Annotated in this window: 16 protein-coding genes and 1 riboswitch; of the genes, 9 read left to right on the top strand and 7 right to left on the bottom strand. The window is 38.9% G+C overall.

Features of this window, described 5'->3' with window-relative positions; translation table 11 throughout:
• The first annotated feature begins 1 nt into the window (after position 1).
• The 5 genes from cobM to cobC are packed head-to-tail and all read left to right on the top strand — an operon-like array spanning position 2 to position 4,655.
• On the top strand, positions 2-1,819 hold the full coding sequence (gene cobM, locus B091_RS0103195; protein WP_018108564.1) for a precorrin-4 C(11)-methyltransferase: 1,818 nt from the start codon (positions 2-4) through the stop codon (positions 1,817-1,819).
• Positions 1,816-2,328, top strand: coding sequence for a bifunctional adenosylcobinamide kinase/adenosylcobinamide-phosphate guanylyltransferase (locus B091_RS0103190; protein ID WP_018108563.1), 513 nt, complete (start codon positions 1,816-1,818; stop codon positions 2,326-2,328). The genes cobM and B091_RS0103190 overlap by 4 nt, the downstream gene beginning before the upstream one ends.
• A 2-nt stretch (positions 2,329-2,330) precedes the next feature.
• A complete protein-coding gene (cobT, locus tag B091_RS0103185) occupies positions 2,331-3,371 on the top strand; it encodes a nicotinate-nucleotide--dimethylbenzimidazole phosphoribosyltransferase (RefSeq protein WP_018108562.1) in 1,041 nt (346 codons plus the stop codon).
• 1 nt (position 3,372) lies between these two features.
• Positions 3,373-4,134, top strand: a complete 762-nt coding sequence (gene cobS, locus B091_RS0103180; RefSeq protein ID WP_018108561.1) for an adenosylcobinamide-GDP ribazoletransferase — start codon at positions 3,373-3,375, stop codon at positions 4,132-4,134.
• Positions 4,131-4,655, top strand: coding sequence for an alpha-ribazole phosphatase (gene cobC / locus B091_RS0103175; protein ID WP_018108560.1), 525 nt, complete (start codon positions 4,131-4,133; stop codon positions 4,653-4,655). Before cobS ends, cobC begins: the two co-directional genes overlap by 4 nt.
• On the opposite strand, the gene cbiD is transcribed toward cobC, so the two are convergent.
• From cbiD to B091_RS0103150, 5 genes are read right to left on the bottom strand one after another with little or no spacing between them, the layout of a single operon-like run.
• Entirely contained in the window at positions 4,652-6,469 is a 1,818-nt protein-coding gene (cbiD, locus tag B091_RS0103170; RefSeq protein WP_018108559.1) for a cobalt-precorrin-5B (C(1))-methyltransferase CbiD, read from the bottom strand. The two genes, cobC and cbiD, sit on opposite strands and share 4 nt — an antisense overlap.
• Positions 6,460-7,476 carry an ABC transporter ATP-binding protein gene (locus B091_RS0103165; RefSeq protein WP_018108558.1) on the bottom strand — a complete coding sequence of 339 codons (1,017 nt, stop codon included), beginning with the start codon at positions 7,474-7,476 and terminating at the stop codon, positions 6,460-6,462. Before B091_RS0103165 ends, cbiD begins: the two co-directional genes overlap by 10 nt.
• Positions 7,457-8,500 carry an iron ABC transporter permease gene (locus B091_RS0103160; RefSeq protein WP_018108557.1) on the bottom strand — a complete coding sequence of 348 codons (1,044 nt, stop codon included), beginning with the start codon at positions 8,498-8,500 and terminating at the stop codon, positions 7,457-7,459. The genes B091_RS0103165 and B091_RS0103160 overlap by 20 nt, the downstream gene beginning before the upstream one ends.
• Positions 8,497-9,645 carry an ABC transporter substrate-binding protein gene (locus B091_RS0103155; RefSeq protein WP_018108556.1) on the bottom strand — a complete coding sequence of 383 codons (1,149 nt, stop codon included), beginning with the start codon at positions 9,643-9,645 and terminating at the stop codon, positions 8,497-8,499. The genes B091_RS0103160 and B091_RS0103155 overlap by 4 nt, the downstream gene beginning before the upstream one ends.
• The gene (locus tag B091_RS0103150; protein ID WP_025069408.1) at positions 9,642-10,352 is read right to left on the bottom strand and encodes a precorrin-2 C(20)-methyltransferase; all 711 of its coding nucleotides are present in this window, start codon (positions 10,350-10,352) and stop codon (positions 9,642-9,644) included. The genes B091_RS0103155 and B091_RS0103150 overlap by 4 nt, the downstream gene beginning before the upstream one ends.
• A 110-nt stretch (positions 10,353-10,462) precedes the next feature.
• Positions 10,463-10,657, bottom strand: a riboswitch (cobalamin riboswitch).
• Positions 10,658-10,791: 134 nt separating this feature from the next.
• Between B091_RS0103150 and B091_RS0103145 the strand changes: the two genes are divergently transcribed.
• The 4 genes from B091_RS0103145 to B091_RS0103125 all read left to right on the top strand — a co-directional run bounded on the left by B091_RS0103145 (position 10,792) and on the right by B091_RS0103125 (position 15,911).
• Positions 10,792-12,015 (top strand): cofactor-independent phosphoglycerate mutase, encoded by a 1,224-nt coding sequence (locus tag B091_RS0103145; protein ID WP_018108554.1) that lies wholly within the window; start codon positions 10,792-10,794, stop codon positions 12,013-12,015.
• A gap of 482 nt (positions 12,016-12,497) precedes the next feature.
• Positions 12,498-13,991, top strand: a complete 1,494-nt coding sequence (locus B091_RS0103140; protein ID WP_018108553.1) for a hypothetical protein — start codon at positions 12,498-12,500, stop codon at positions 13,989-13,991.
• A gap of 661 nt (positions 13,992-14,652) precedes the next feature.
• Positions 14,653-15,411: a threonine/serine exporter family protein gene (locus B091_RS0103130; protein ID WP_018108551.1), complete on the top strand. Its 759-nt coding sequence runs from the start codon at positions 14,653-14,655 to the stop codon at positions 15,409-15,411.
• Positions 15,408-15,911, top strand: coding sequence for a threonine/serine exporter family protein (locus B091_RS0103125; RefSeq protein ID WP_018108550.1), 504 nt, complete (start codon positions 15,408-15,410; stop codon positions 15,909-15,911). Before B091_RS0103130 ends, B091_RS0103125 begins: the two co-directional genes overlap by 4 nt.
• Before the next feature lie 4 nt (positions 15,912-15,915).
• Here B091_RS0103125 and pbpC read toward each other — a convergent pair whose 3' ends face one another.
• Both pbpC and B091_RS0103115 read right to left on the bottom strand, forming a co-directional pair.
• A complete protein-coding gene (gene pbpC, locus B091_RS0103120; RefSeq protein ID WP_018108549.1) occupies positions 15,916-18,231 on the bottom strand; it encodes a penicillin-binding protein 1C in 2,316 nt (771 codons plus the stop codon).
• Positions 18,228-23,762, bottom strand: a complete 5,535-nt coding sequence (locus B091_RS0103115; RefSeq protein ID WP_018108548.1) for an alpha-2-macroglobulin family protein — start codon at positions 23,760-23,762, stop codon at positions 18,228-18,230. The genes pbpC and B091_RS0103115 overlap by 4 nt, the downstream gene beginning before the upstream one ends.
• Between the last annotated feature and the right edge of the window lie 15 nt (positions 23,763-23,777).

Here is a 23,777-nt window from a genome sequence, read left to right as displayed (position 1 = left end):
AATGAAACACATTATTATTCTCACCTCAGAATCAGCTCTAACATTAGCACAAACTATAGAACAGAGCTTAATAGGTTCAGCCATCTATTCAAAACACAAACTTACGGGTGTCACTTCTATGAATTCACTCGAAGATATCGTGGAGTTTGGCTTTAAAGAAGCAGATTCACTAATCTTTATCGGAGCGATAGGAATCTGTGTACGCCTGATTGCACCACATATTCAAGATAAATATACAGACCCTGCAGTTCTTTGCATGGACAGTACGGGCAAAAACATAGTTTCGCTTCTTTCAGGACATGTAGGAGGTGCTAACGGCCTTACTAAGCAAATAGCCCATATCCTAGGAGCTAACCCTGTCATAACTACCCAAAGCGACAATACAAACGTTTGGGCCTTAGACACCATCGGTACTAAGTATAACTGGACTCTAAAGACTAATGCCAAACATCTCAACCATCCAATAACACTATTTGTAAACAAGAAGAAAACAGCCCTATTTATCGACTCAAAAGATGCTGGAACTGTTCACCTAGAAAGAACCAAGCCAGAACACGTTGACATCTATTATCAATGGGATAAGATTGATTTGAGCCATTATGAACTGCTTATCATTGTATCACCATTCAAGTACGAAAGCTCAGATGTTCCAACAATATATTATCATCCTAAAGTATTCCATTTGGGTATGGGTTGTCGCAAAGAGTGTAATCCAGCAGGAGTTTCAGATTATATCAAGCACTACATTACAAGCAATAATATTGCGATTGAATCAATTGCTAGTCTATCAACCATCGACTTGAAGCGAGACGAAGTACTACTCAAAGACTTAGCGCAACAGTTGGGCAATCTTCCTATTTATATCTATACGGCTGACGAACTTAAGGATATTAAGACACCAAACCCTTCTCAAAAAGTGGAGGAGGTAACCAGCTCCCCTAGCGTATCGGAAGCCTCAGCAATTAATAGTGCTCAAGACGGATTGCTTGTAATAGGAAAACAGAAAGGAAAGCTTTCGGAAGGTAACGATTTTACATTTGCTCTAGCCATTGACAGAAAAGCCATCCGACAAGGACATATTGAGATTGTAGGTGCAGGCCCTGGTGACCCGGAACTCGTATCGGTAAAAGGAAAACGTTTTCTTGAAGAGGCTGACTTAATTCTTTATGCTGGCAGCTTGGTTCCAGTAGAACTCACACACTATGCCAAAGCAAGTGCTGTAGTACGCAGTTCGGCGAGTATGAACCTAGAAGAACAGTTCAACCTCATGAAAGAATTCTATGACCGCAACCTACTAGTTGTAAGACTTCATACGGGTGACCCTTGTATCTATGGCGCTATCCAAGAGCAAATGGCTTTCTTCGATGAATATAATATGTCATATCATATCACTCCTGGCATTTCGTCTTTTCAGGCTGCTGCTGCTGAGCTTCGCTCTCAGTTTACTATTCCCGAAAAAGTTCAGACAATCATCTTAACTCGTGGTGAAGGTAGAACTCCAATGCCCGAAAAGGAGCAACTTCATATGCTAGCCAAGTCACAGAGTACGATGTGTATCTTCTTGAGTGCTACTATTGCTCAAAAAGTGCAAGATGAATTGCTAGAGCATTATCCTGAAAACACACCTGTAGCAGCATGTTATAAGCTAACATGGAAAGATCAACGCATTTTTAGAGGGGAGTTAAAAGACTTAGCAAAGATTATTAACGAGAATAATTTGACATTAACCACAATGATTGTTGTGGGTGAAGCCATTGATAACCGCAAAGGACTATCAAAACTTTATGCTCACCAATTTAAGCATCTATTCAGAAAATGAGAAAGATACATTTAATCACAGGAGGCCAACGTTCAGGTAAAAGTTCTCATGCCGAAAAGTTGGCTTTATCTCTAGCAGAAAAACCTATCTACCTAGCTACATCGAGAGTTTGGGACGAAGAGCATCGCCAACGTATAGCTTTACATAAGGCCAATCGAGCTGCTCAATCTTGGATTAATATCGAAGAAGAGAAATTTATGAGCACACACGATGTTTCGAATCAAGTTGTACTGATTGATTGCATTACCCTATGGGCTACAAACTTTTTTTACGACCTAGATTCGGATGTTAGTGCATCGCTCGAAGGGCTCAAAGCTGAGTTTGATAAATTGACTCAGCAAGATGCCCATTTCATCTTTGTCACTAATGAAATTGGCATGGGTGAAATGTCAATAAATACCATCCAACGCAAATTCGCCGATCTCCAAGGTTGGCTAAACCAATACATCGCTCAGAGAGCAGATGAAGTCACACTAATGGTCTCGGGCATACCCGTCAAAATAAAGTAAACATGAAGGAATTTAATATTAAGAAACCAGACGATAAAATCATTCCCCAACTTCAAGATAAAATCAATAACCTGACTAAGCCTTTGGGCTCACTCGGTAAACTCGAAGACCTAGCCCTACAAGTAGGCTGGATACAAAATACGCTAAGCCCAAGTCTTCGCTCACCTCATCACCTTGTTTTTGCAGCTGACCATGGTGTAGCAGTAGAGAATATAAGTCTTTCACCACAGGAGATAACCTATCAAATGCTGTTAAACTTCTTGTCTGGTGGAGCAGGTGTCAATTTCTTGGCTCGCCAACATGGCTTTGAGTTATATGTAGTGGATGCAGGGATTAACTATGATCTGAGCTTCACCAATCCTTCGCTCATACAGCATAAAATAAGTAAGCAAACTAAAAACTATCTCTACGAATCGGCCATGACAAGCCAAGAAATGGATGAGGCAATTAGTTTTGGAGCTGAGTGCGCCAAGATGTGCTTTGATAAAGGGTCAAATATATTGGCCTTGGGTGAAATGGGAATAACAAATACCTCTTCATCGGCACTGTGGATGCATCTCCTAACAGGAGTGCCACTCAAGGAGTGTATAGGTGCAGGAAGTGATCATACTGGGAATATCCTAGACCATAAGTTTGATGTTTTATCTAGGGCAATCGAAAATTACGCAGGAGATGGATCGGCTCTATCTGTTATGCAGTATTTTGGTGGTTACGAAATGGTAATGACTGTTGGTGCAATGTTAGAGGCGGCACAAAATAAAATGGTTATTTTAGTAGATGGGTTCATTATGACGAATTGTATGTTAATGGCTTCGAAAATCAATCCGAATGTCCTACATTATGCCATATACGGACACGAAGGAAATGAGACAGGTCACCGTACGGTATTAAAAGCTTTAAATGCTTGTCCAATTCTTAATCTCGGTTTTCGCTTAGGAGAAGGAACTGGTGCACTTTGTGCTTATCCAATCGTAGATTCTGCTGTGCGTATGATTAATGAGATGAGTTCATTTAAGACTGTAGAGGTCACAAAATACTTTTGATATGCTAAAAGAGATTGCCGCATCACTTCTGTTTTTTACTAGATTCCCTTTTTATAAATTAAAATGCTTCAATATACCTTCACAATACTTTAAACAGGTCATCAATTATTGGCCTCTGGCTGGTTGGCTGACTGGTGGAGTCATGGCATTAACTCTTGGGCTTACGAGTATGATTCTGCCTTACTCGGTCGCTATAATCTTAGCTATTGCCTCTAGAGTACTTATAACGGGTGCTTTACACGAAGATGGACTATCCGACTTCATGGATGGATTAGGAGGAGGTAGCACTAGAACACGTGTATTGGAGATTATGAAGGACTCACATATTGGAACTTACGGAGTACTTACTCATGTGATTTACTTTATACTCTTATTTTCCTGTCTTTATAGTGTGGATACTGATATGGCAATGGCTATGATATTTATATCAGATCCGTTGGCTAAACTCGTTGCTTCGCATATTAATAAAGTTCTGCCTTATGCTCGTACACAAGAGACCAGTAAGGCTAAGGTTGTCTACGATAAGATGAACTGGAAAACTGCATTACTGGTGTATCCATTGGGACTATTTCCTTTTATGTTCATCATTCCTTATCAAAGCTGGTGGATTATTCTTTTCCCTATAGCAATCTTTGTACTCATAGTAGCGCTACTGAAAAAAAGAATTCAAGGCTATACAGGAGATTCTTGCGGTGCAATGTTCCTTCTCTGCGAATTATCGGTATATTTAGGTATCTTAATTACCATAAATAATCAACTATGAATATCTACTTTATAAGACATACAGCAGTCGATGTGCCCAAAGGTGTTTGTTACGGCCAATCAGATGTACCACTAAAACCCACTTTTGAGGTAGAAGCAGAAATCGTTAAAAAAGGGTTGTCGACTATTCCGTTTGATAAAGTCTATGCTAGTCCGCTCACACGATGCAAAAGGCTTGCTCATTATTGCATAGATGCCAAAGATGAGATTACTTTTGATGACCGACTCAAAGAGCTAGACTTCGGTGATTGGGAGATGAAAGAATGGGGGGAAATAGATTTCAAGGTTTGGGAAGAAGATTGGATTGGCAAAGCAGTACCCAACGGCGAATCATTCAAATTAATGCTTGCACGCGTATCTGAATTTATCGATGAACTACGAGAAAAACCCTACGAAAATGTAATTATATTCACCCACGGCGGAGTCTGCTCATGTGCCAATGTCTATTTCGAGCACATAAAAATAGAGGAAGCTTTCGAATTAAAGACTGAGTATGGTCAGATTATTCATCATCGTTTCTAACCCCCTATTATCTCTCCTTTTTCGGTAATCAAGTAGATATTTAGTTTACCATTAGGGAATTGAGGTTTACATACCAATTGGCAGTGCTTCAGTAATAATTGGAATAGTCTTAGGTCATCACTTGGAATGATTTGCCACAGCTGACGGGCTAAAGTCATTTTTTTGATTTCCTCTATCACCCAATCACTGTAATTTAGCTCTTGAGCCAAATTCAGAATGAACTCTTTATTCATCACAACCTCTTTGCTATGCGTATTGAGATGTCCCTCAGCCAATTTGACTGCTTTACCCAACATTACACCCAAAGTAACCTCTTGAATCCCCTCTTCGTGGGCAAGGTTTAGTGCCTCACCAATAAAATTACCATATTGAATAAAGGCATTGGTAATAAAATCAGGATAAAGCTCCTTTAAATATCGCTCACTCTTTGCTCCCGAATTGAATACAATATGCGTTACCTTCAAGGCTTTGGCTACTTGAATTTCTCGTCGGATAGAACCAATAAAGGCATCAGAAGAAAAAGGTTTAACTACTCCAGAAGTACCTATGATAGAGATGCCACCTACAATTCCCAAGCGAGGATTAAATGTTTTCTCAGCAAGTTGCTCTCCTTCAGGTACGGATATTTTCACATCAATACCTTGGGCACTATCAATGCTCAAACCACACTCCAATAAAACTTCTTGAATCTCATGCTGTATCATGAGTCGAGGCGTCTTATTTATAGCGGGGTCACCAATAGGAATATCAAGTCCTGGAAGGGTAACCTTTCCTACACCTTGACCTTGTAGAAAACGAACTCCACTATGCTCCCCCGTATAACTTACCGTTGAGGCTATCGCATGGCCGTGAGTAACATCGGGATCATCTCCAGCATCCTTAATCACAAATGCCGAAGCTTCTGACTCTCCGATTGAAGTCACCTGGGTAGGAATAGTGATAGGCTCTCCACTAGGCAGATGAATTATAACCTCATCCATCGCTGTTTGAGTAATTAGAGCAAGTAATGCAGCCTTAGTAGCCGCAGTAGCCGAACTACCCGTAGTGAAACCGATTCGAAGTTCGAAATACGAAGGTAGTAATTGCTCTATTGTACGCCTTAAGCCATAGATGCCGTAAACTGAAATGAACAAAGAAGATAGTTTTGGTCTTCTAACGACCAATAGTGGGAGATTCATCGCTCGAGTAGCATCAACTTTCTCTTGAAAACCTCCCGATTCCCCACTCTCTTTGGTGATCACTGCATCTGGCTTTAGATTATGCAAAAGCGCTAGTTCATCATCCTCTTTATCAAAATAAATAATCTTCTCTTGGGGGAAGCCCAAGTCCCTAGCAATAGCATTTGATTCACTACGATTGATGATCCTAAACCAAGTATTATGATTCTGCCAATAGGGTTTTAATTTTTGGATGGTATTTACACCCGTTAAAGCCAACAGCTTATTAAATTGCTGCCGATTGAGATATTCTACAGCATCGGCATAAGTATCAAACCAAACCAAATGAGATTCTGATTGTGGATAGGCTCGCTCATACCGAATCACTGGGATTTCAAGTGCCTGAGTAGCCAAATCAATATTGCGATGTAATTCTTCAGCAAAGGGATGTGCAGCATCAATAACCATCCTTATATCGTGTGCTCTGATAAAATCTTTCATTTGCTGAGCATTCATACCACCGCTTACACGCACACCATGATGCAGCTCAATTTGTTGATAAGCTGATTTTGTTGAGTAATAGAAAACCTTACCTGCCTCTTCGCAGACTTTAGCACAGATTCTACCCTCGGTAGTACCTCCAAAAATTAGGACCATAGCTTATTAATAATATCGATTAACTCTTCGATAGTCGTAGCACTATCCAATAATTTCTCATCCCTATACACTCTAAAATCCCCTTGTTCAGCACGGATGCAGATTTTAGATTCTGTTTGTCGGCTGGCTAAAATTTTATGACGAAGAAGTGCTTTACGGATCATTGCGTAGATGACTCCATGACCTTCCAATCGGATTTCACGCTGATAATCATTTTCAACTCTAAAGAGTCCCGAAGTTGGGTCAAATATGATGTCTTTCTGAGCAAAGAAGCTTTTTAGGTTGTTGAGTGCTAAATCTTCGGGAGTTCCCATCTGCACACCTGCCTTTTCGTCCATTAACCAAATTTTATCGGCAATTTGAAGCGCTAATTCCAAATCGTGTGTAGATAAGAATATCGTTTTATTGGTCTCTCTCGACAAGCGATGCAGAAGTTGCATAAGTTCAACCTTACTTGGAAAATCCAAAAAAGCTGTAGGCTCGTCAAGCAAAATAATTGGCGTATCTTGGACTAGAGCTTTAGCAATCAAACATTTTTGTCGCTCACCATCACTCAGAGTATCAATTAGGCGATTGGATAACTTTTCAATTTTAACGAGACGAATAGCCTCATCAATAATTTGATTATCCTTATCATCTAGCATCCCCCAAAAACCAGTATAAGGGCTTCTACCCATACTGATCAATTCTTTTGCAGTCATGTTTCGAATAGAAAATCGCTCAGTTAAAACCACACTAATGAGTTTTGCTAACTCTTTTTCTTTATAACTAGATATATCCTTATCATTTATTAAAACATTACCCCCTAGTTTGGGCTGAAAAGCACATAAGGTACGTAATAAGGTCGATTTACCTACACCATTCGAACCGATTAAGCAAGTAAGCTCACCACTCCAAACCGAACAAGATAAATCAGATGCAACGACCTTCTTACTCTTTTTACTTAAGTAGCCAATAGATAGGTCTTGAAGTATAATGGTTTGTTTCTTAGTCTTCATAACTTGCATTTTTTCGTTTACCAAACAATACGGATATCACAATCGGTGCACCGATAAGGGCAGTTACCGAGTTGATGGGCAAGGCTCCCTCATAACCAGGCATTCGAGCAATTAGGTTACAAAGCAAAGCTAAAGCTCCACCAGTTAGGGTTACAGCGGGCATAAGAACACGATGATCAGAGCTCGAGAATAATGTCCTACAAAGATGAGGTACAGCCAATCCTAAGAATACAATAGGACCACAATAAGCAGTTACTATCGCTGTGATTACACACGAACAACAAATTGTCCAAAAACGAGAACGCTTCATATTTAATCCTAAGTTCTTAGCATAACTCTCTCCTAACAACATCAAATTTAAAGACTTAATCAGTAAAAATGAGAGCGGGATAAGAATAGCCATTAACGTAACGAAAGTATATACTTGAGCTTCGGAAACCTTAGAGAAACTCCCAAGTCCCCAAATCACATAAGCACGAACATCTTCGTCGTTACTAAAAAACTTTAACACACCAATAATGGCTGTGGCGATATAGCCTATCATCACTCCAATAATAAGTAGAATCACATTCCCTTTCACCCTTTGGGATATACCAACAATGATAAGCATCACAAAAAGAGCTCCTATAATAGCAGCTACCGATACGGCAACTTCCCCCATAAAGCCAATTCGGCTTAAAGCAACACCACCAATATTCCCTGAAAGAAGAATAATAAAAGCTACACCTAAACTCGCACCTGAACTAATTCCAAGCTCAGAAGGACCTGCCAAAGGATTTCTAAAGACCGTTTGCATTTGAAGTCCACTAATTGATAATCCTGCTCCCGCAACTAAGGCAGTCAGGGTTTGCGGAAATCTAGTTTTCCAAATGATATTCTTTGCAATTTCTGAATCAACCTCTCGACCGAACAGAATATCCCAAATTGAACCCAAAGGAATTGAGATTGTACCCAAGGTCAAATTCAAACCAAACAGAATAAAGATGAAAACAAAGATGGATAAGAAGATATAGAAGTGTTTGAATTGTTTCATTTATCTGTTGGGGTTAATAAATCGTAATACACAGGCTTATGATTGGGTAGCTCGGAAGGATAAAAAATCTTAATCAGATCCGCTAGAACTACTTCAGGCTCAACTGGAGTCTGCTCATAGAAGGGTACATCTCTTAAATTGCAATAAACTACCTTCTTGTCTTTAAAAGCCTTGAAATCAGTATAACGGGCATCAGTTTTCTCCAACACCTCATAGTCGTAATCTCCGTTATGACTGTTGACAATACGCCAGAAATCAGCATTAGCACCTTGAGAATATACAGTTTCGAAATCGACGTAATAGCCTCCCGATTCATTATTATTCTTCATGAAGTATTGTGCTCCAGCATCTCTAAAGAGTTGAGCCAAATAGCTCTCTCCTCCCACAACATACCAATTGCCAGAGTGCAATTCACCACTCAATACGGTAGGGCGATTCTCAAGATCCTTCACTTGAGCCTTCAAGGCTAAGTATTTCTTTTCTATCTCATCAAACTCTTTGTTGGCCAGCTCCTCTTTTCCTAAAAGTGCCGCTGTAAACTTAATCCACTCAGCTTGCCCCAAAGGTGACACTTCTTTATATCCCAAAAAACTAACGAGAGGAATGTCTAAATTTCGAATGGACTCGTAGCCTCCTCTTTTAAATGGTGAGACTAAAACCAAGTCAGGATTCAAGGCCATAACTAATTCAGCATCAAACTCACCTTCAATACCTATTTTTTTGGTTTTGCCCTCTTTAAGCTGCTCATTAATCTGAGGATTAAACAAAAAGCGTGTACTTGTAATTCCTACGATACGATCTTCTGCGTTTAGCTTGTAGAAATTGGATATTTGTAGTGAGGTCATACAAATCAGCTTGTTGACGGGAGTTTCAATCTTAATATAATCGCTGGGCAATTTGGGGTTCGACCCCCTGGGCACTAAGGCATAATGATATTTAAGCTGGTTCTCACCCGAAGGGTCTTGAACATCTACCAGCTTATAATCTCCAAAATCACGAATACTAAAACCCTTAGCATACTTAATTTCTAGGGTGTCGACCTGAACAGGATTTTCTGTTTGAGCCTTATTATTCTTAGAGGAGAAAGAACAGCTTTGGATAACTAAGGTCAAGAATAAAACAAAGAATAGACTTAATTTCCTCATTCTGCTTCGTTTTTGATAATTAGTAAAGAGAAGTAAGGGAAAGAGCGCGCCAAAATAGTCGAGGTGTCTTGAGTGTAAAACTCAGTAGGTAATCCTACATTCTCGAAGTAATGAAAAGATGTTTCAGGAAACTCTTTTATTGCCGCCTTAATGACCTCTTCACATTGCGAAGCCTTCATAACAACAACAGCATGCCCTGCATTTAATTTATCTGTTAACTCTGCTAAAGAGAGAATGCCAGGAACAACATGTAACTCCTCCTCTTGCTTGGCAATATGTAGATGCGCTAAAGCACCCGAAGCTATAAACGCAGGAATACCTGGGATTTTATCTACCTCAATATTTTTAAGCTTAAGATATTCGGTTACATAATGGCTAGAGGAATAAAATCCAGCATCACCTTCAGCAGAAATAGCAATCTGATACCCCTCAAGGTGGGCTTGATATATTAGTTCAGACACTTCTTGATAGGCATTAACAGCCAAATCTCTATTCTTGCTCATCGGAACATTGAATAGTTTAATCTTTGCTGAGTCAATACCCAAGCTGGTTATGATGTCGTATGCACGGGAAGATACTTTCCCACTTTTTAGTTGCGTGGAGGGTGCATAAATTATGTCTGCCTCTTGAAGTTGTTTTAGTCCTTTTAAGGTAATTAGACTAGGGTCACCAGGACCTAAAGATACAAATGTAACTGTGTTTGCCATATTATAACGCTTCATGTCTATTATGAATTGTACTTACTGGCTACAAAGATTAGGGTTGAATATATTCAACATAAAAACATAGTTTTTAAGCCTAATTCTCGAGCTCTTAAAAACAAAAGATATTATTGGCAGGTTTTCTGACTTACTCACACTAAAAATGCCTTCCCCTCAAAACTCGAGAGTGACTTCTGTTTTTTAGCGTTGTTACTAAGCTTACAGCAGCGGATCTGTTTAGGATTTACACCTAATTCTCTTTTAACCTTATCCTCAAAATGAGGTTAAGCACCAATAACAACCCAAAGTTAGCATCTTTTAGCAAACATAAGAAGCAGAATCTTTTATTTTAGAGCTCATTAATGAAAAGATAATCTAGTTTTACATTAATATTTTAGATATTTGAAGTTTGTAAGTAAAAACGAAACTAAAAGAAACCTAGATTATGAGTGTACTTCTAATTATTACTGATGGAATGGCCGATGAACCTATCGCTTTGCTTAATCACCAAACTCCATTAGAAGTTGCTCTCAAGCCTAATCTTGACACTATAGCTCGTTTGGGGCAAAATGGACTCCTAAGAACTACTCCCGAAGGTTGGGAAGTCGGTAGCGATGTGGCCTGTCTTTCTATCTTGGGTTACGATGTAAATAAGCACTACCCTGCCCGATCTGTTCTCGAAGCTGCACAAATGGATATAACCATTAATGAAGAGGAGCTGGTCATGCGATGTAATTTGATTACACTTGAAGATGATAAAATCAGTAGCTTCACCGCCGACCATATTTCATCTGCTGAAGCAAAAGTCTTAATTGATGCACTAAACGTGGAGTTAAAAAGTGAGTTTGTTAAGTTCTATACTGGTAATTCGTATCGTCATATTCTGAAAATAAATCAGTTTAGCAGGATGCTGAAATGCATTTTACCTCATAATCATATCGATGCCGACAAATCCTGCCTATACATCCAGTCGTCTGACAAGGATGATAAATCCTTGATTTATACCTTAAATCAACTAATAGATCAGGCACAAACGGTACTAGCTAATCACCCCATTAACCAAGCTAGAATAAGCAGAGGGCTTAAGCCAGCCAATGCCATTAGCTTATGGGCACCAGGTGGAGCCTCAACTCTACCTACTTTAAACTCAAACTACCCAACCCTAAAGAAAGGTACTGTTATCTCAGCTGTTGATCTTATTAAAGGCATTGGTAAACTTGCTGGATTTGAGATTATAAATGTCGATGGTGCAACAGGGCTTGCAGATACCAATTATCAAGGTAAAGCTAAAGCCGCGATACAAGCTTTACAAACCAATGATATTGTGTTGTTGCATATAGAGGCTCCCGACGAAGCAAGCCATGAAGGCAATTTAGAGCTTAAGCTTAAAACCATAGAAGATATTGATGCACAAGTTTTAGCTCCAATTCTTAGAGAGACAAAAGGCTGGTCAAATCCTCCCCTAATCGTTCTCCTACCCGATCATATCACTTCGACTACAACCAAAACTCACCAACCTGGCTCAGTCCCCTTTACGGTCTGCCACCCAAGCTTAGAACCCGACAAAGTGCAGTTCTTCTCTGAAAGTGAAGCGAAGCAAGGAATGTATCAGTTTGATGAGACAAGTGAGTTAATGGATTTGATGGTGATGCTGAATAAGGGTGTTTAAGCTTTACTTCCTTTAATAGCAAACATCAATATACTTATTAGCTGCATTTCACTCCATAATTCGTTGTTGAGCAAGGAGTCAGCTTTAAATGTCCATTACCAGGAAAGCTAGACTCTCTAAATTAATTGAATTCTTTACACCACTAATACAACAGCGATGCAGAAATACCTAACTCACGAGCTAATTCTGATTTGTTCTTTCGCTGACTAGCTAGATCAACAGCTTGGCGCTTAAAGACTACATCATAGATTTGTATTTTTTACTCATAATTCAAAAATAAGATTATTAGACTTAACTAACACCCGAACAAAGTTAGCAACTTCAGAGATAATTTTTCAGTATTATATTTATCTATTAATTGAATTACAATCCGAAAATAAAAATATCTTTGGAATATATTCGCCAATAATAGATGCTACGCAAAAAGATTGCACATATATCTTTGTATTGGCAGTTTTACATAGCTAAAATCTTTTAATATTATGAGTCAGCCTGCATCTCCTGAAACTTTAGAAAAATTGTATTATAATATGGGAAAAGTGATTGAAGATTTTTCTCCTATTCTCAAAATAAATATTCTGCGGAAGGAATCATTAGATACTAATATACAAAATGATAGAAACAAAATATTGGAGGCATTACTCAGTCTTAATATCTATTTCCAATATATGAGTATCGAATTATCATCTCTCCAAAGAGCTTGCCATCGTGCAGATTTGCCTGCCGAAAAACGATATAATATTAAATATATCAACTGTGTAATTCTTGAAGGGTATAAGTATCTATATGGATATAAAAGAAAAAAATCTTTATGGATATCAAAAATCAAACCTTTGCTAGCTATTATTCAAGAACAAGAGTTTGAAAAAGATTATAAGGACTTAGAAAATCAGATTATAGAATTTGGAGAAAATAATATAACAGATCATGAACAACGTAATTTAAGTTTCCATTACGATCCTGAGCCTATATCTGTTTATGAAATGCTTACAGAATTAAGTGAAGAGACCGAGGCTCAACGAATGATCCACTTTTTAGATTTACTCCAAAATATATCTTTTTTTGTACATAAATATATTGAAAAGTATAACGCTTACATTCATATAGATACACAATCTGTCTTAAAGTATGTTTTTCCTTTCTCAAATATTGATATTTTTCAAAATAAGAAAGATTCACTTTACGCTACTTTAGAAGGAGTAATCAAGAATAATTCTATGCGATTGGATCAGTTTACTTTGCAACAAGGTTTTCCTGCAAAAATAAATCAGCATTTGAAAGATATAGATCAAGACTTGAGTTTTTTTATATCTCAATTTATGCAAGTTGGTAAATCGGCTATTCAATTAACATACTTGTATATTGATTTGGCATCTGCAACCAGAGCTTTTATTAGTTCTGAATACACCATAGAAAAGCAATTATCGTTGAAACAAATTAATACAATTATTTACGAAGGCTTTAACAAACTATTTGGATTTGAAAACAATAAAGATGATTCGTTCTGGAAGAAATATATTCATCCAATTGCATTAGAAGATAATAATAAATCCACATATGAAGAGTTTAGTACATTAACTGAAGAACTTAATATATTCCAAGAAGAAATTAATAAATGTGGAGCTCAGAGACAATTATCAGTGCATCTTGATAAAGGAATTGTAAGAGTATATAATATGCTACACAATTTAAACCCGATAAAGGAGTTTGATAAAGCCTTGCGGTTTTTAGTTATACTTCCTAAAGTGCTGAAGTTCTTCACAAAGTGTTTACATATAGTTGACGCTAGCAGAAAGACTAATTATGAAAAAAAGATGCAACCGACATATCAAAATCTGGATAATATTTTGAGTCGATTAGAGAAATTTCCAAATACTCCACAAAAAGAAGAATTGGTCAAAATTATTAAGAAATTTAAGACTGGAGAATTCTTAGATGAAATTTTAAAGAGAAATGAAGATAATAAGAAAAAATAAACTGAGAGGCAATGGCACTCAGTTATCACAAAAAAAGACTCACTGAACTAATAAATTTCATGCAAAAAAAAGACATTGTCTCAGCATGCATGTGTGTAAGTAAATTAAGCTTGGGTTGGGTTATTGTTATAGCCTGACCATTTCTTTGTGGCCTCCCTAACAGCAAAATATACTGATTTCATCACAGAATCATTAGTAGGGAATGATATAATCTAAATAAGCATCTAGCTCACCTGCGAGCATTTTCTGGGGTAGCACGCTTTTGAATGGACTTAAGGAAGTTGTTTAGCTCTTTACCTATTTTGAACTGTTTAAAGAACTCATTGAGGATTAAATATTCTGCTTTCATACATGTCTAAGTTTTTTATTATAAAATGATGGCTTGAGTAAAGTCGTTATCCAAGCCAATGATTTTAACTTACGCACTTTATGAGAGGATGTCGCAACCAGCTTATCCACCCCAAACGACTTACTCCCAATCATAGTCCGAGTAAGTCAAAAAACATTTCCACCCTAGTCATTTTAAATCTCCCAATCAATGGCTCGCTATTAGCCCGTATTCTTGAAGAAACACAACATATTCAACCGCTATAAATTGCAGGAATATCTTCCTTTTAGTACTTTTGCGACTTCTATAAAAGCTCTTTTAAGCAAAAGTAAAATGAAAGATTTGTTGCGTACCAAAACTGAGTTTATAGCAGAATATGCTTCTCGGCTCATGGGTTGCGGTGTAAATACCTCACGTGTAATACGAAACTCTAAAAGATTGGGGCAGGCACTTGATTTAGATGTCACATTGGGCGTATTTCAGCGAAGCATAATTTTGACAAGCTCTGATAACGATGACAATACCCATAGCGAAGTAGTCGACATTCCCAAACTACCCATAGACTTTGAGTATAACTCTGAGCTAAGCGGACTCAGCTGGGAGGCTTACGATAAAAAACTCTCTTTTGAAAGTATAAAACAGAAGTACCAAACTATTCTTGATTCCCCAAAGATGTCTCCCTTAATAATTTTAGGATTAGTAGGATGCGCAAATGCCTCTTTTTGCAAACTATTTGGAGGAGATTGGTATGCCATGGGGATAATCTTTTGTTCGACAATCTTAGGATTCTTTGTTAAACAACAGTTGACAACAAAACAAGTAAATCACTTTATTACCTGCATCATTACAGCATTTGTGGCCTCATTGGCTGCTTCTACTTCTCTACTATTCGACATAACCTCTGACATAGCACTTGCAACAAGCGTACTTTTTTTGGTGCCAGGTGTACCGCTAATCAACGGGGTAATTGATGTAGTCGAAGGATATACATTGACGGGGTTTTCTCGGCTTTCCGAAGCGGTGTTAATCGTGATTTGTATCGCCACTGGTTTATCTTTCACACTCTACTTAATTAACGACGGACTATTATGACAATGGTATCAGATATAGTTATAGATGGATTTTTTGCAGCCATTGCAGGTATAGGCTTTGGAGCCATATCAAGACCGCCACGAAGAGCATTCAAATATATAGCACTTTTGGCTGCCCTAGGTCATGCTTTACGCTACTCTTTGATGACTTATTTCGGATTCGATATTTCGACAGCATCACTTTGCGCCTCTTCACTAATTGGCTTTGGAAGTTTATGGCTTGGCAAAAAATGCTACTGCCCGATTACTGTGCTTTATATCCCAGCTTTGCTACCGATGATCCCTGGTAAAATTGCATATAACGCTATTTTCTCACTCTTGATGTTCCTTCAAACGATGGATGAGCCTGTAGAGCGAGCCAAATACTTAGAGCTATTTTTCACCAACGGGCTTGTGAGTAGTACTGCCATTTTTATGCTTGCAGTAGGTGCAACCTTACCAATCTTTTTATTCCCTAAGCACGCCTCTTCACTTACTCGTCGAAAGTTATACAAAGACTAAGAACTTATTCGTTGAGTATAGATGAATAAAAACGTATGCTCGCCGTGTTGCCATAATTGTCGACAACAGTTAGCTGGTGCTCTCCTACACCAGGCGAGAGCGTAAGCTTATGAATATGTTCTGTCTGATCTAGATATTCACCATCCATATGCCAAAAAACAATCGCACGGTCATCCGAATGTGCTAAATCTAAGGTTAGACCTCCCAAACTTCCATCAAGTTGCCTTGTCAAGACAATCTTACTATTTTGCTGTGGGTAGATAAACTGCATGGGTGTCCTGCTATCTTCACCGCAACCAGCCTTAAAAGGCGGTAGAACCCGATAATCGGGATGAGAATTCTTATAATACCACTCCCAAACAGGAGGCAGGGTAAACCAAGATTGCTCAACAGCATTTTCAGCCTCAACACAAGAGGTATAAACCCTGTTTTTTCCGTCTGCTGTTAAGTAAACTGGGTGATGATAAGGGCAGGCGGTAGTTTGCATCCCTTTAGGTAAAATAAGGAGGGTATCTACATCCTGACAGAATCGTCCCTTAAGATGACCCGACTGCCTACAGATTTCAGCTTCCACCAAACTCTCTTTGGGCCGTTCGAACCAATCGGACTTAGGCAAGATATTAAAGAGATCAAACAGTACAGGCCCTGCTGTTCGGGTACCAACAAGCTCTGCATTACCTTCACCTGTGGCATTGCCCAACCAAACTCCCACTGCATATCGAGGAGTTACCCCAACAGCCCAACCGTCACGAAAACCGTGACTCGTACCTGTTTTCCAAGCTATGTTTTGCATAGAGCCCATCATTTTCCAAGCTACCTCACCAGGGCGATAAACCTCCTTAATAATATCTAAGGTTTGCCAAGCAGCACCTTTTGAGACTACGCTTGGCAGCGTGATTGGTTTAGCATCTTGCAAGAAATATACCTCTTTCGACTCTAAACTGAGAGCCGACTGAGCAAGCCTCACATACGCTGCTGTAATCTCGGCAAGTTTAGCTTCAGCACCACCCAGAATTAAGGATAAACCATAGTGTCCCGAAGACTTATTTAAGGTCGATAGCCCATACCCTTTGAGTTTTTCATAAAATTTAGGAACTGAATAGGCCTTAAGCATATAGACCGAAGGAATATTTAATGAACGTATAATGGCTTGCGATGCAGGAACAGCTCCTTCGTAGGTTAAACTAAAATTTTGGGGTGAAAAGCCACTAATATTAATAGGCACATCGGGCAAGAGCTGATTGGGGAGTAACTCTCCCTCATCGAGCATAGAAGCCAAAAGAAAAGGCTTTAAGATACTACCCGTGCTTCGAGGAGCATCTAAGATATTAACCTGACTCCCCACTCTACCAGTTTGGAAACCCGAATTGCCATGATAGGCCAAAATCTCACTGGTCTGCACATCGATAATAATAGCCGAAATATCGTGGATATTGTGTTGCTTATAATGGTTATTCCAACTGTTAACCAACTCCTCTACTTGATGTTGAAGCCCAAAATCAATGGTGGTTATAACTTCTTGACTAGGCCTTGACATCGCAATCTTACTTACCAAGTGTGGAGCTATCTGTGGCAATGTTAACGGTGCAGAAGGCAAGGGCTCAGCTAAAGCAAGCTCGTATTCATCCGCATCGATTACCTGATCATCGTACAGTTTTTTAAGAAGTCCATTTCTTTTGGTTTCCAGTTGTGTACGTGCTTTAGCCAGATGTATGGCTGAAGGTGCATTAGGAAGCACCGCTAAGGTTGCCGCCTCTGCCCACGACAAAGAACTCGCTGTATGACCAAAATATCGCCAAGCAGCAGCAGTATAGCCCACAACATTACCACCAAAGGGAGCATGCGAAGCATAAAGATTGAGTATTTCATCTTTAGAATAGCTAAACTCTAATCGTGTAGCAAGGATAGATTCAATGACCTTCTCGAGGATAGTTCTAGGCTTTTGTCTAGAAAGTCGAATAGTTTGCATCGTCAGGGTACTTCCTCCACGAACCACCTTTCGAGCTTTAAGGTTTTGAATAAAAGCCTTGCCCATAGAGATGGGATTTACTCCCCAATGCCAATAGAAGTATTCATCTTCAAAATAAACCAGACAGGTCTTCAGTTTTTCAGGAATAGACTCAGACAAAGGAAACCTCCACTGGCCATCAGCAGCAATACGCGCACCAAGCATCTGCCCGTCCTTAGCCAGTACAACAGTGGAGTAAGGCGAGTTGAATAACTTACTGGGTAAACAGAAGATAAAGAGTAAGAATAAGAAGCCTAGAAAATACCAAAGGTACTTTCTAGGCTTCTTAAATGCTTTGTTTAGTTTAATCATCTTTCGACAATAATTGTTTCAGCTTTAGTTCTACTAAATATCTCAGGATCATACATCAATGATGCTTGGATGGCTGGCAGGGTATATTCACCAGCATAAGTCACATGAAGACGTACTTTAAGTCTTATGATACGCTGAGCTGGCAGATCGAAGTAAGACAGAATACGATCATCACGCACATCTTGATAACGCAAGCTCACATTGGTTTGAGAGTTAGCACGGGGCTCACCTACTACTTGATAAACCTCCCAGCTAGCAGGAATGATATGAGTAAGAGCAATATCCTGATACGATTCCAACGTAGGATTGCTCAATGTTATATTTGCTAATAGATCTTGCCCTACACTAAGATTTTTGATATCTAACTTATTCCCTAGCAAGTCAGTATAAGCAACATTCATCATCAATCCCTTATCTTGAATAGCAGGTAGTGTATCGTTGTAAAGTTGAATAATCTGCACAAACTGCGTATGAAGCACATCACTAATATTATTCTTCACTTCAATCTTTTTATCTGTTTCTATTCCTAACGTTGAATGTGAATATAAAGGCAGTACCGATTTAATATCCTCTGGTTTATCACTTCCTATGCGAATAGAAAAGTCCATTCCCTGATGCTTCATACCTCGAGCATAGTCGGCTAAGGCTATAATTCCCATTGCAGTAGATTGAGTTTGATAATAGGTTTGATCGTTGAGCAGAGTAGACAATTTTTTTGCCATATCAAAAGCCTTACCATCTTGACCAAGTGCAACTAAAGCTTGCAGCATGAAAGCTACGTCTCTGATTTGAGAGCCATAATAGCTAGCATAGTAAGAATTTAAGTTTGCCTTAACATTGAACACCAATTTATTTGCAATGTCTTTCTTACCTATAATAGCATAAGCCGAAGCCAAGAGCCAGCGACTCTGCGTATCCATTCCTTCGAACTCTTTAAGTCTATTCATAGCTGGCAGATCTGCTTGATTGGCCACAGCAAGTACATATAAATTGTAAGCTTGCATATAATTACTGTAGGTCCAGTTGGCATTCGATGGATTCCACATACGTACTACCTTAAGTAGGTATCCACTCCATCTACTAAGAACATTAGCATTGACTTGATACCCCATCTCTTTGGCCTTAGTTAAGAAAAACCCTGCATAGGCAGTAGACCAAGGGTTCGAAGAGCTTTCATTAGGCCAGTAAGCGAAGCTTCCGTCACTCAACTGACGACTATAAAGTTCTTGTATAGTTCGCTGAATAGTCTGCTTGTTTAAGGACTGTGTATCTTTATCAATGGTTTGTAAAAACTCAACATAGAGTAGTGGCAAAGCCTTTGATACGATTTGCTCAGTACAAGAGTGCTGATAACTAGACAAGTATTGAAAACGTGAGGTCAAGTTGACAGCAGGCAAACGTGAGATTTCTAGATTACTCTTTAATACTGCACCATTGGTGGCATTATAGAAATCAAACTGCTTTGTTTGATTTTGAGTAAGCACCACATCATCGACTTTTGTATAGATCGGATTAGGGTTTCTCACATCAATTTCAATCTCTTCGGTAGCCTTGAAGGCATTACTTTGGGCTTCTATTTTTATTTTCTCCACCCCTGTCTTACTGCCGACCTTAAGTTTGAAGTAAACAATTTTATCTCCAGTCTGCTCGAAGTTGAGTATCTGGCTGCTAGCCCCATCAACTTTAACATTGGCTGAGGTTGACAATTTAACCTGTACTTTCTTGGCAGACTCATCCATTGCAAATACATTGATAGGCACCAAAACCTCGTCTCCGATGCTTAGTACACGAGGTAAGGATGGGATTATCATCAAGGGAGAACGTACTATAGTATTTTCTTCAGCACTACCAAAGGCTGATCCATCAGAAGCAACGACCATGGCACGAACTGAACCCACATACATAGGCAAAGTGATCTCATGTTTATCAGTCTTACCTGCTTGAAGTGTAAACGGACCGTAGAATTTAACAATAGGATTGAAACGATTGGCTTTTGGCTCGGTAGCATTGAGCACTTCATCACCCCCAACACGATACTTTTGAGAATATACTGCCCCTAAGGCACCAATTACTTCGTCATACATATCCCAAGTTTGAATACCCAAAGCCTCTTTACTGTAGAAGTAACTCCACGGATTTGGAGTTTTAAAAGAGGTCAGGTCAAGCAAACCATCATCAACAATAGCTAAGGTATAAGTCATTTGTTTCTTATGCTGCTCGCTTACCTTTACGGTAAAGGTTTTCTCAGGCTCAACAACCTTAGGAATTTCTAGTTTCGGAGTCAAGCGTGTTGACTCATCATTAACAATTAGAGGTTCTACACCATACATACGGATGGGTAGATCATTGACCGTTTGAGCATGTGGTTGCAGCAAGCTTACAAAAACATAGGCATTCGGACTCATCTCTTTGGTCGTCTTAAAGCGGTATTTAGTATCAATACCTTCGTGGACTTCAACCCATTCGTGCATTAAAATATCACTTCCGTTCTCAATAGTTACTAAAGCACGTCCATTGGATGAGTTGGGTAGAGTTACCTCAACCATATCACCTACTTCATACTTAGCTTTATCGAGACTAAAGCTTAAATAGGTAGAACCACCGGGGTTCGAACGTGATGCACGTCCTCTCCAACTTGGCCAATCTACATATACAGTTTGACTCACTGCATGGCCACTATCTACATCTCTAACATAAACCAAAAAGCTTCCATAGTCAGGATAGTTCTCCTGAAAGCTAAAACTAGCTTTACCTTGAGCATCAGATTTTAGACTTCCTTTATGTAGAGGAGTCACAGACATATTGTTTATGTACTTAGTCCACAAGTTTTCTTGGTCATACCACCAACTCCAACCCAGTTTGTAAACTTCATAACTAAGGTTCTTTCCACTCAAGGGTTTGCCTTGAGCATCCAAAGAAATCAGATTAAAAACAATGGGTGAATCGGTTTCGATATAATCCGAGTTTTTATTATCTAAAGCCATACCCACATAAGAGCTGTAAGGCGAAACGGGTATGCTTTGCGTGTAAATGCTAAAGTCACCACCTGGTTCGTAAACCCTTGTCGTGATTTGAGCTTTAAGCATTCCAGGCGCATTTGAAACAGCAGGTATCGACAAAGATAAATTAACCTCTCCCATGCTGTTGAGTTTCCCATCAAACAGTGAGGTTTTGGTAATTGGTTTAAACCTCTTACTAAGATTGGTGAATAGATAGTTGTCATAATCTGGGAATGCCGATCTAAAATCAGATAACGTCATCTCAATCTTAGCATTAAGATCCGAAGCAAGTGCCCCCATTAACCAATTCGAGGAGAGTTTAGCTGGAGCATATTTGCCAGTAAACAATACGGGTTGCTCGATATCTAAATTAACTTTTAGACGATTGGGCTTAATGGTTTCAATCATCAATGCCTTATGGAATGTGCTACCACCAAGATGTACATAAGCATTCCAAGTCCCCGTAGGGTCATCTTGTTGCGTCTTTAGCTTAAAGTAGTACATGCCGTTTTCGTGACTGGTTGCTAAAACCTTGGTATAAAACTGCCCTTTAGGGTTAAACAATTCAAGCGACACGGGATGATTCTTGGGGAGTCTTCCGGCACGATCTTCTAACACAAAAGTCAAGTGAATATCATCTCCAGGTCTCCAGACACCACGTTCACCATAGACAAAACCTTTCATTCCATTTTCTGGAATAACTCCCCCCACATCGAAGCGACTAGTAGTGAGTTGCTCACCCTTTGCTACACGTAGATAGGTTTTATCTTGATCGTACTCCGCTACAACCAAAAAGGGAACTCCTTTATGACTTATTTCGGCAAAACCATTTTTATCGGTATAGAGCTCAGCCAATAACTGTAGTTGGTAAGAGTAAACTTTGACTCTCGCGCGCATTATTGGTTTAGTAGTGAGCATATCGTTGACAGCTACCCACAATTTATTTCCATCATTCTGCTTGAGAGTTAGCCCTATCGACGAAGAGTAAACACTAGTAGTTGAAGATACATTGACATCATTCATATAGAATGTTACGTGAGTTGGGTCTTTTACACGTTTCCAATCATAAGCACTCCAAACGTAAGGCAAAGAAAAACGTAATAAATCATAGCTATCGAATGGAGAATCCCATGAAGATTCTTTGAATTCTAAATTTTCGTTTACCTGTGTAAGACCTAGCTTTGCTCTTTCCTTTGCAAACTCAGGTAATGTGGTATATTCGGGCTTAAATGATAGCGCAATATAATAAAGAGCACCAGGCTCTTGCTTGAAAAGTGGCGCTAAATCAAGGCTAAAAGTTTGTTCTTCATTGAGAGGTTTAGAGGCCAAGTCTTTTAAATTAATCCTGTTTTTAAGGATTAAACGGCCAGCACGCTTAAGCATTGATTCTCGGATTAAGGAAGCATCGCGATAGAACTCAAGAATATTGTTCGTATAGACCTTAACTACTTGTATATCTACATATTCTAAAGCCTGCGCAGTAAAAGATATAACCTGCTCTTTGCTATCGGGTAAGATTGAACCCTTGGACGTTATATTTACTTTGGGAGTAATTAAATCAGACTGTACAACGATTGTCGATTTTTGGTCCAGTTTTTTACCATTAATTGATGTTAAGTGTGGGAAAATCTGTAGCTTAACTGAGTCCAACTTATTATTATCACTATATATAAAGAGTTGGTTATCGACTACTCGACTTGCAAAGTGCTCGTGATTGTTTAATATCACAAAACTATTAAAAGCTTGATTAGGATCAAGAGACTCAGAAAAGACTACTTTATAACCATCAATATCTTTACTGCTGTTTGAACGATGCTTATCTGCATATAGAACTTCAAAATCACTCACTGAGGGTACTACAAATGATGAATTTAGCTTTTCGGGAAGCCCCACTAAAGGCCCGTCAATAGATAAATTAATCTCATTTGGCTCTTTTTGTCTCTCTATATCATCAATTATAATATTATATGAGTTGGGTGATGTTGAATTGATTTCAAAGGCTAGCTTGTCTCCCGTTGAGCTTGATATTTTTATAGCTTCATTGAGCTTAGCCATATCATAGGCATCGCTTAACTCAAGCTTAAAGGTTAGTGATACTTTTTTATCGTCAGCTTTGGGCTGAATATAATCGATAAAACTCAACTTTGCATCAGCTTTCAGAGTTCTAAACGAAAACTCAAAATGCTGTAAATCTCGACTCACATCATAAAGTTCACCTAAGTGGAAATTAACAATATATTGGGTACTAGGATCAAGAAAACCTGAAGGGGTAAACTGAATGGTCTTCTCATCTAACCAAACAGCCTTACCATCAATGCTTGGCTTAAAACTAAACAGATTCTGTTTAATCATTTGACCAGGAGTAGCATCGGGGTAGATATTGGCTAACTCAATAGTTATGGGAGTATGTATAGACTGGATTCCACCCGAGTAGCCAGACACATAAGGCAAGAACTCTGGAGTTGGATCAATCTCTTCACTCTGATTAGGGAGGTTATCACAAGCAATAAATATTGCTGGTAATACTAACATGCACAAGAGCATGTT

The sequence above is a fragment of the Bacteroides propionicifaciens DSM 19291 = JCM 14649 genome, assembly GCF_000375405.1.
Classification (GTDB): Bacteria; Bacteroidota; Bacteroidia; order Bacteroidales; family Bacteroidaceae; genus Bacteroides_E; species Bacteroides_E propionicifaciens.
Note: the sequence above shows the minus strand (reverse complement) of the source record. Positions and strands in the feature narration are given on the sequence as shown.

Coding starts and splice junctions, on each gene's coding strand:
- cobT (WP_018108562.1), top strand. CDS start 2,331: ATGAAGGAATTTAATATTAAGAAACCAGACGATAAAATCATTCCCCAA.
- cobS (WP_018108561.1), top strand. CDS start 3,373: ATGCTAAAAGAGATTGCCGCATCACTTCTGTTTTTTACTAGATTCCCT.
- B091_RS0103160 (WP_018108557.1), bottom strand. CDS start 8,500: ATGAAACAATTCAAACACTTCTATATCTTCTTATCCATCTTTGTTTTC.
- cobM (WP_018108564.1), top strand. CDS start 2: ATGAAACACATTATTATTCTCACCTCAGAATCAGCTCTAACATTAGCA.
- B091_RS0103165 (WP_018108558.1), bottom strand. CDS start 7,476: ATGCAAGTTATGAAGACTAAGAAACAAACCATTATACTTCAAGACCTA.
- B091_RS0103190 (WP_018108563.1), top strand. CDS start 1,816: ATGAGAAAGATACATTTAATCACAGGAGGCCAACGTTCAGGTAAAAGT.
- pbpC (WP_018108549.1), bottom strand. CDS start 18,231: ATGATTAAACTAAACAAAGCATTTAAGAAGCCTAGAAAGTACCTTTGG.
- B091_RS0103155 (WP_018108556.1), bottom strand. CDS start 9,645: ATGAGGAAATTAAGTCTATTCTTTGTTTTATTCTTGACCTTAGTTATC.
- B091_RS0103140 (WP_018108553.1), top strand. CDS start 12,498: ATGAGTCAGCCTGCATCTCCTGAAACTTTAGAAAAATTGTATTATAAT.
- cbiD (WP_018108559.1), bottom strand. CDS start 6,469: ATGGTCCTAATTTTTGGAGGTACTACCGAGGGTAGAATCTGTGCTAAA.
- cobC (WP_018108560.1), top strand. CDS start 4,131: ATGAATATCTACTTTATAAGACATACAGCAGTCGATGTGCCCAAAGGT.
- B091_RS0103150 (WP_025069408.1), bottom strand. CDS start 10,352: ATGGCAAACACAGTTACATTTGTATCTTTAGGTCCTGGTGACCCTAGT.
- B091_RS0103115 (WP_018108548.1), bottom strand. CDS start 23,762: ATGTTAGTATTACCAGCAATATTTATTGCTTGTGATAACCTCCCTAAT.
- B091_RS0103145 (WP_018108554.1), top strand. CDS start 10,792: ATGAGTGTACTTCTAATTATTACTGATGGAATGGCCGATGAACCTATC.
- B091_RS0103130 (WP_018108551.1), top strand. CDS start 14,653: ATGAAAGATTTGTTGCGTACCAAAACTGAGTTTATAGCAGAATATGCT.
- B091_RS0103125 (WP_018108550.1), top strand. CDS start 15,408: ATGACAATGGTATCAGATATAGTTATAGATGGATTTTTTGCAGCCATT.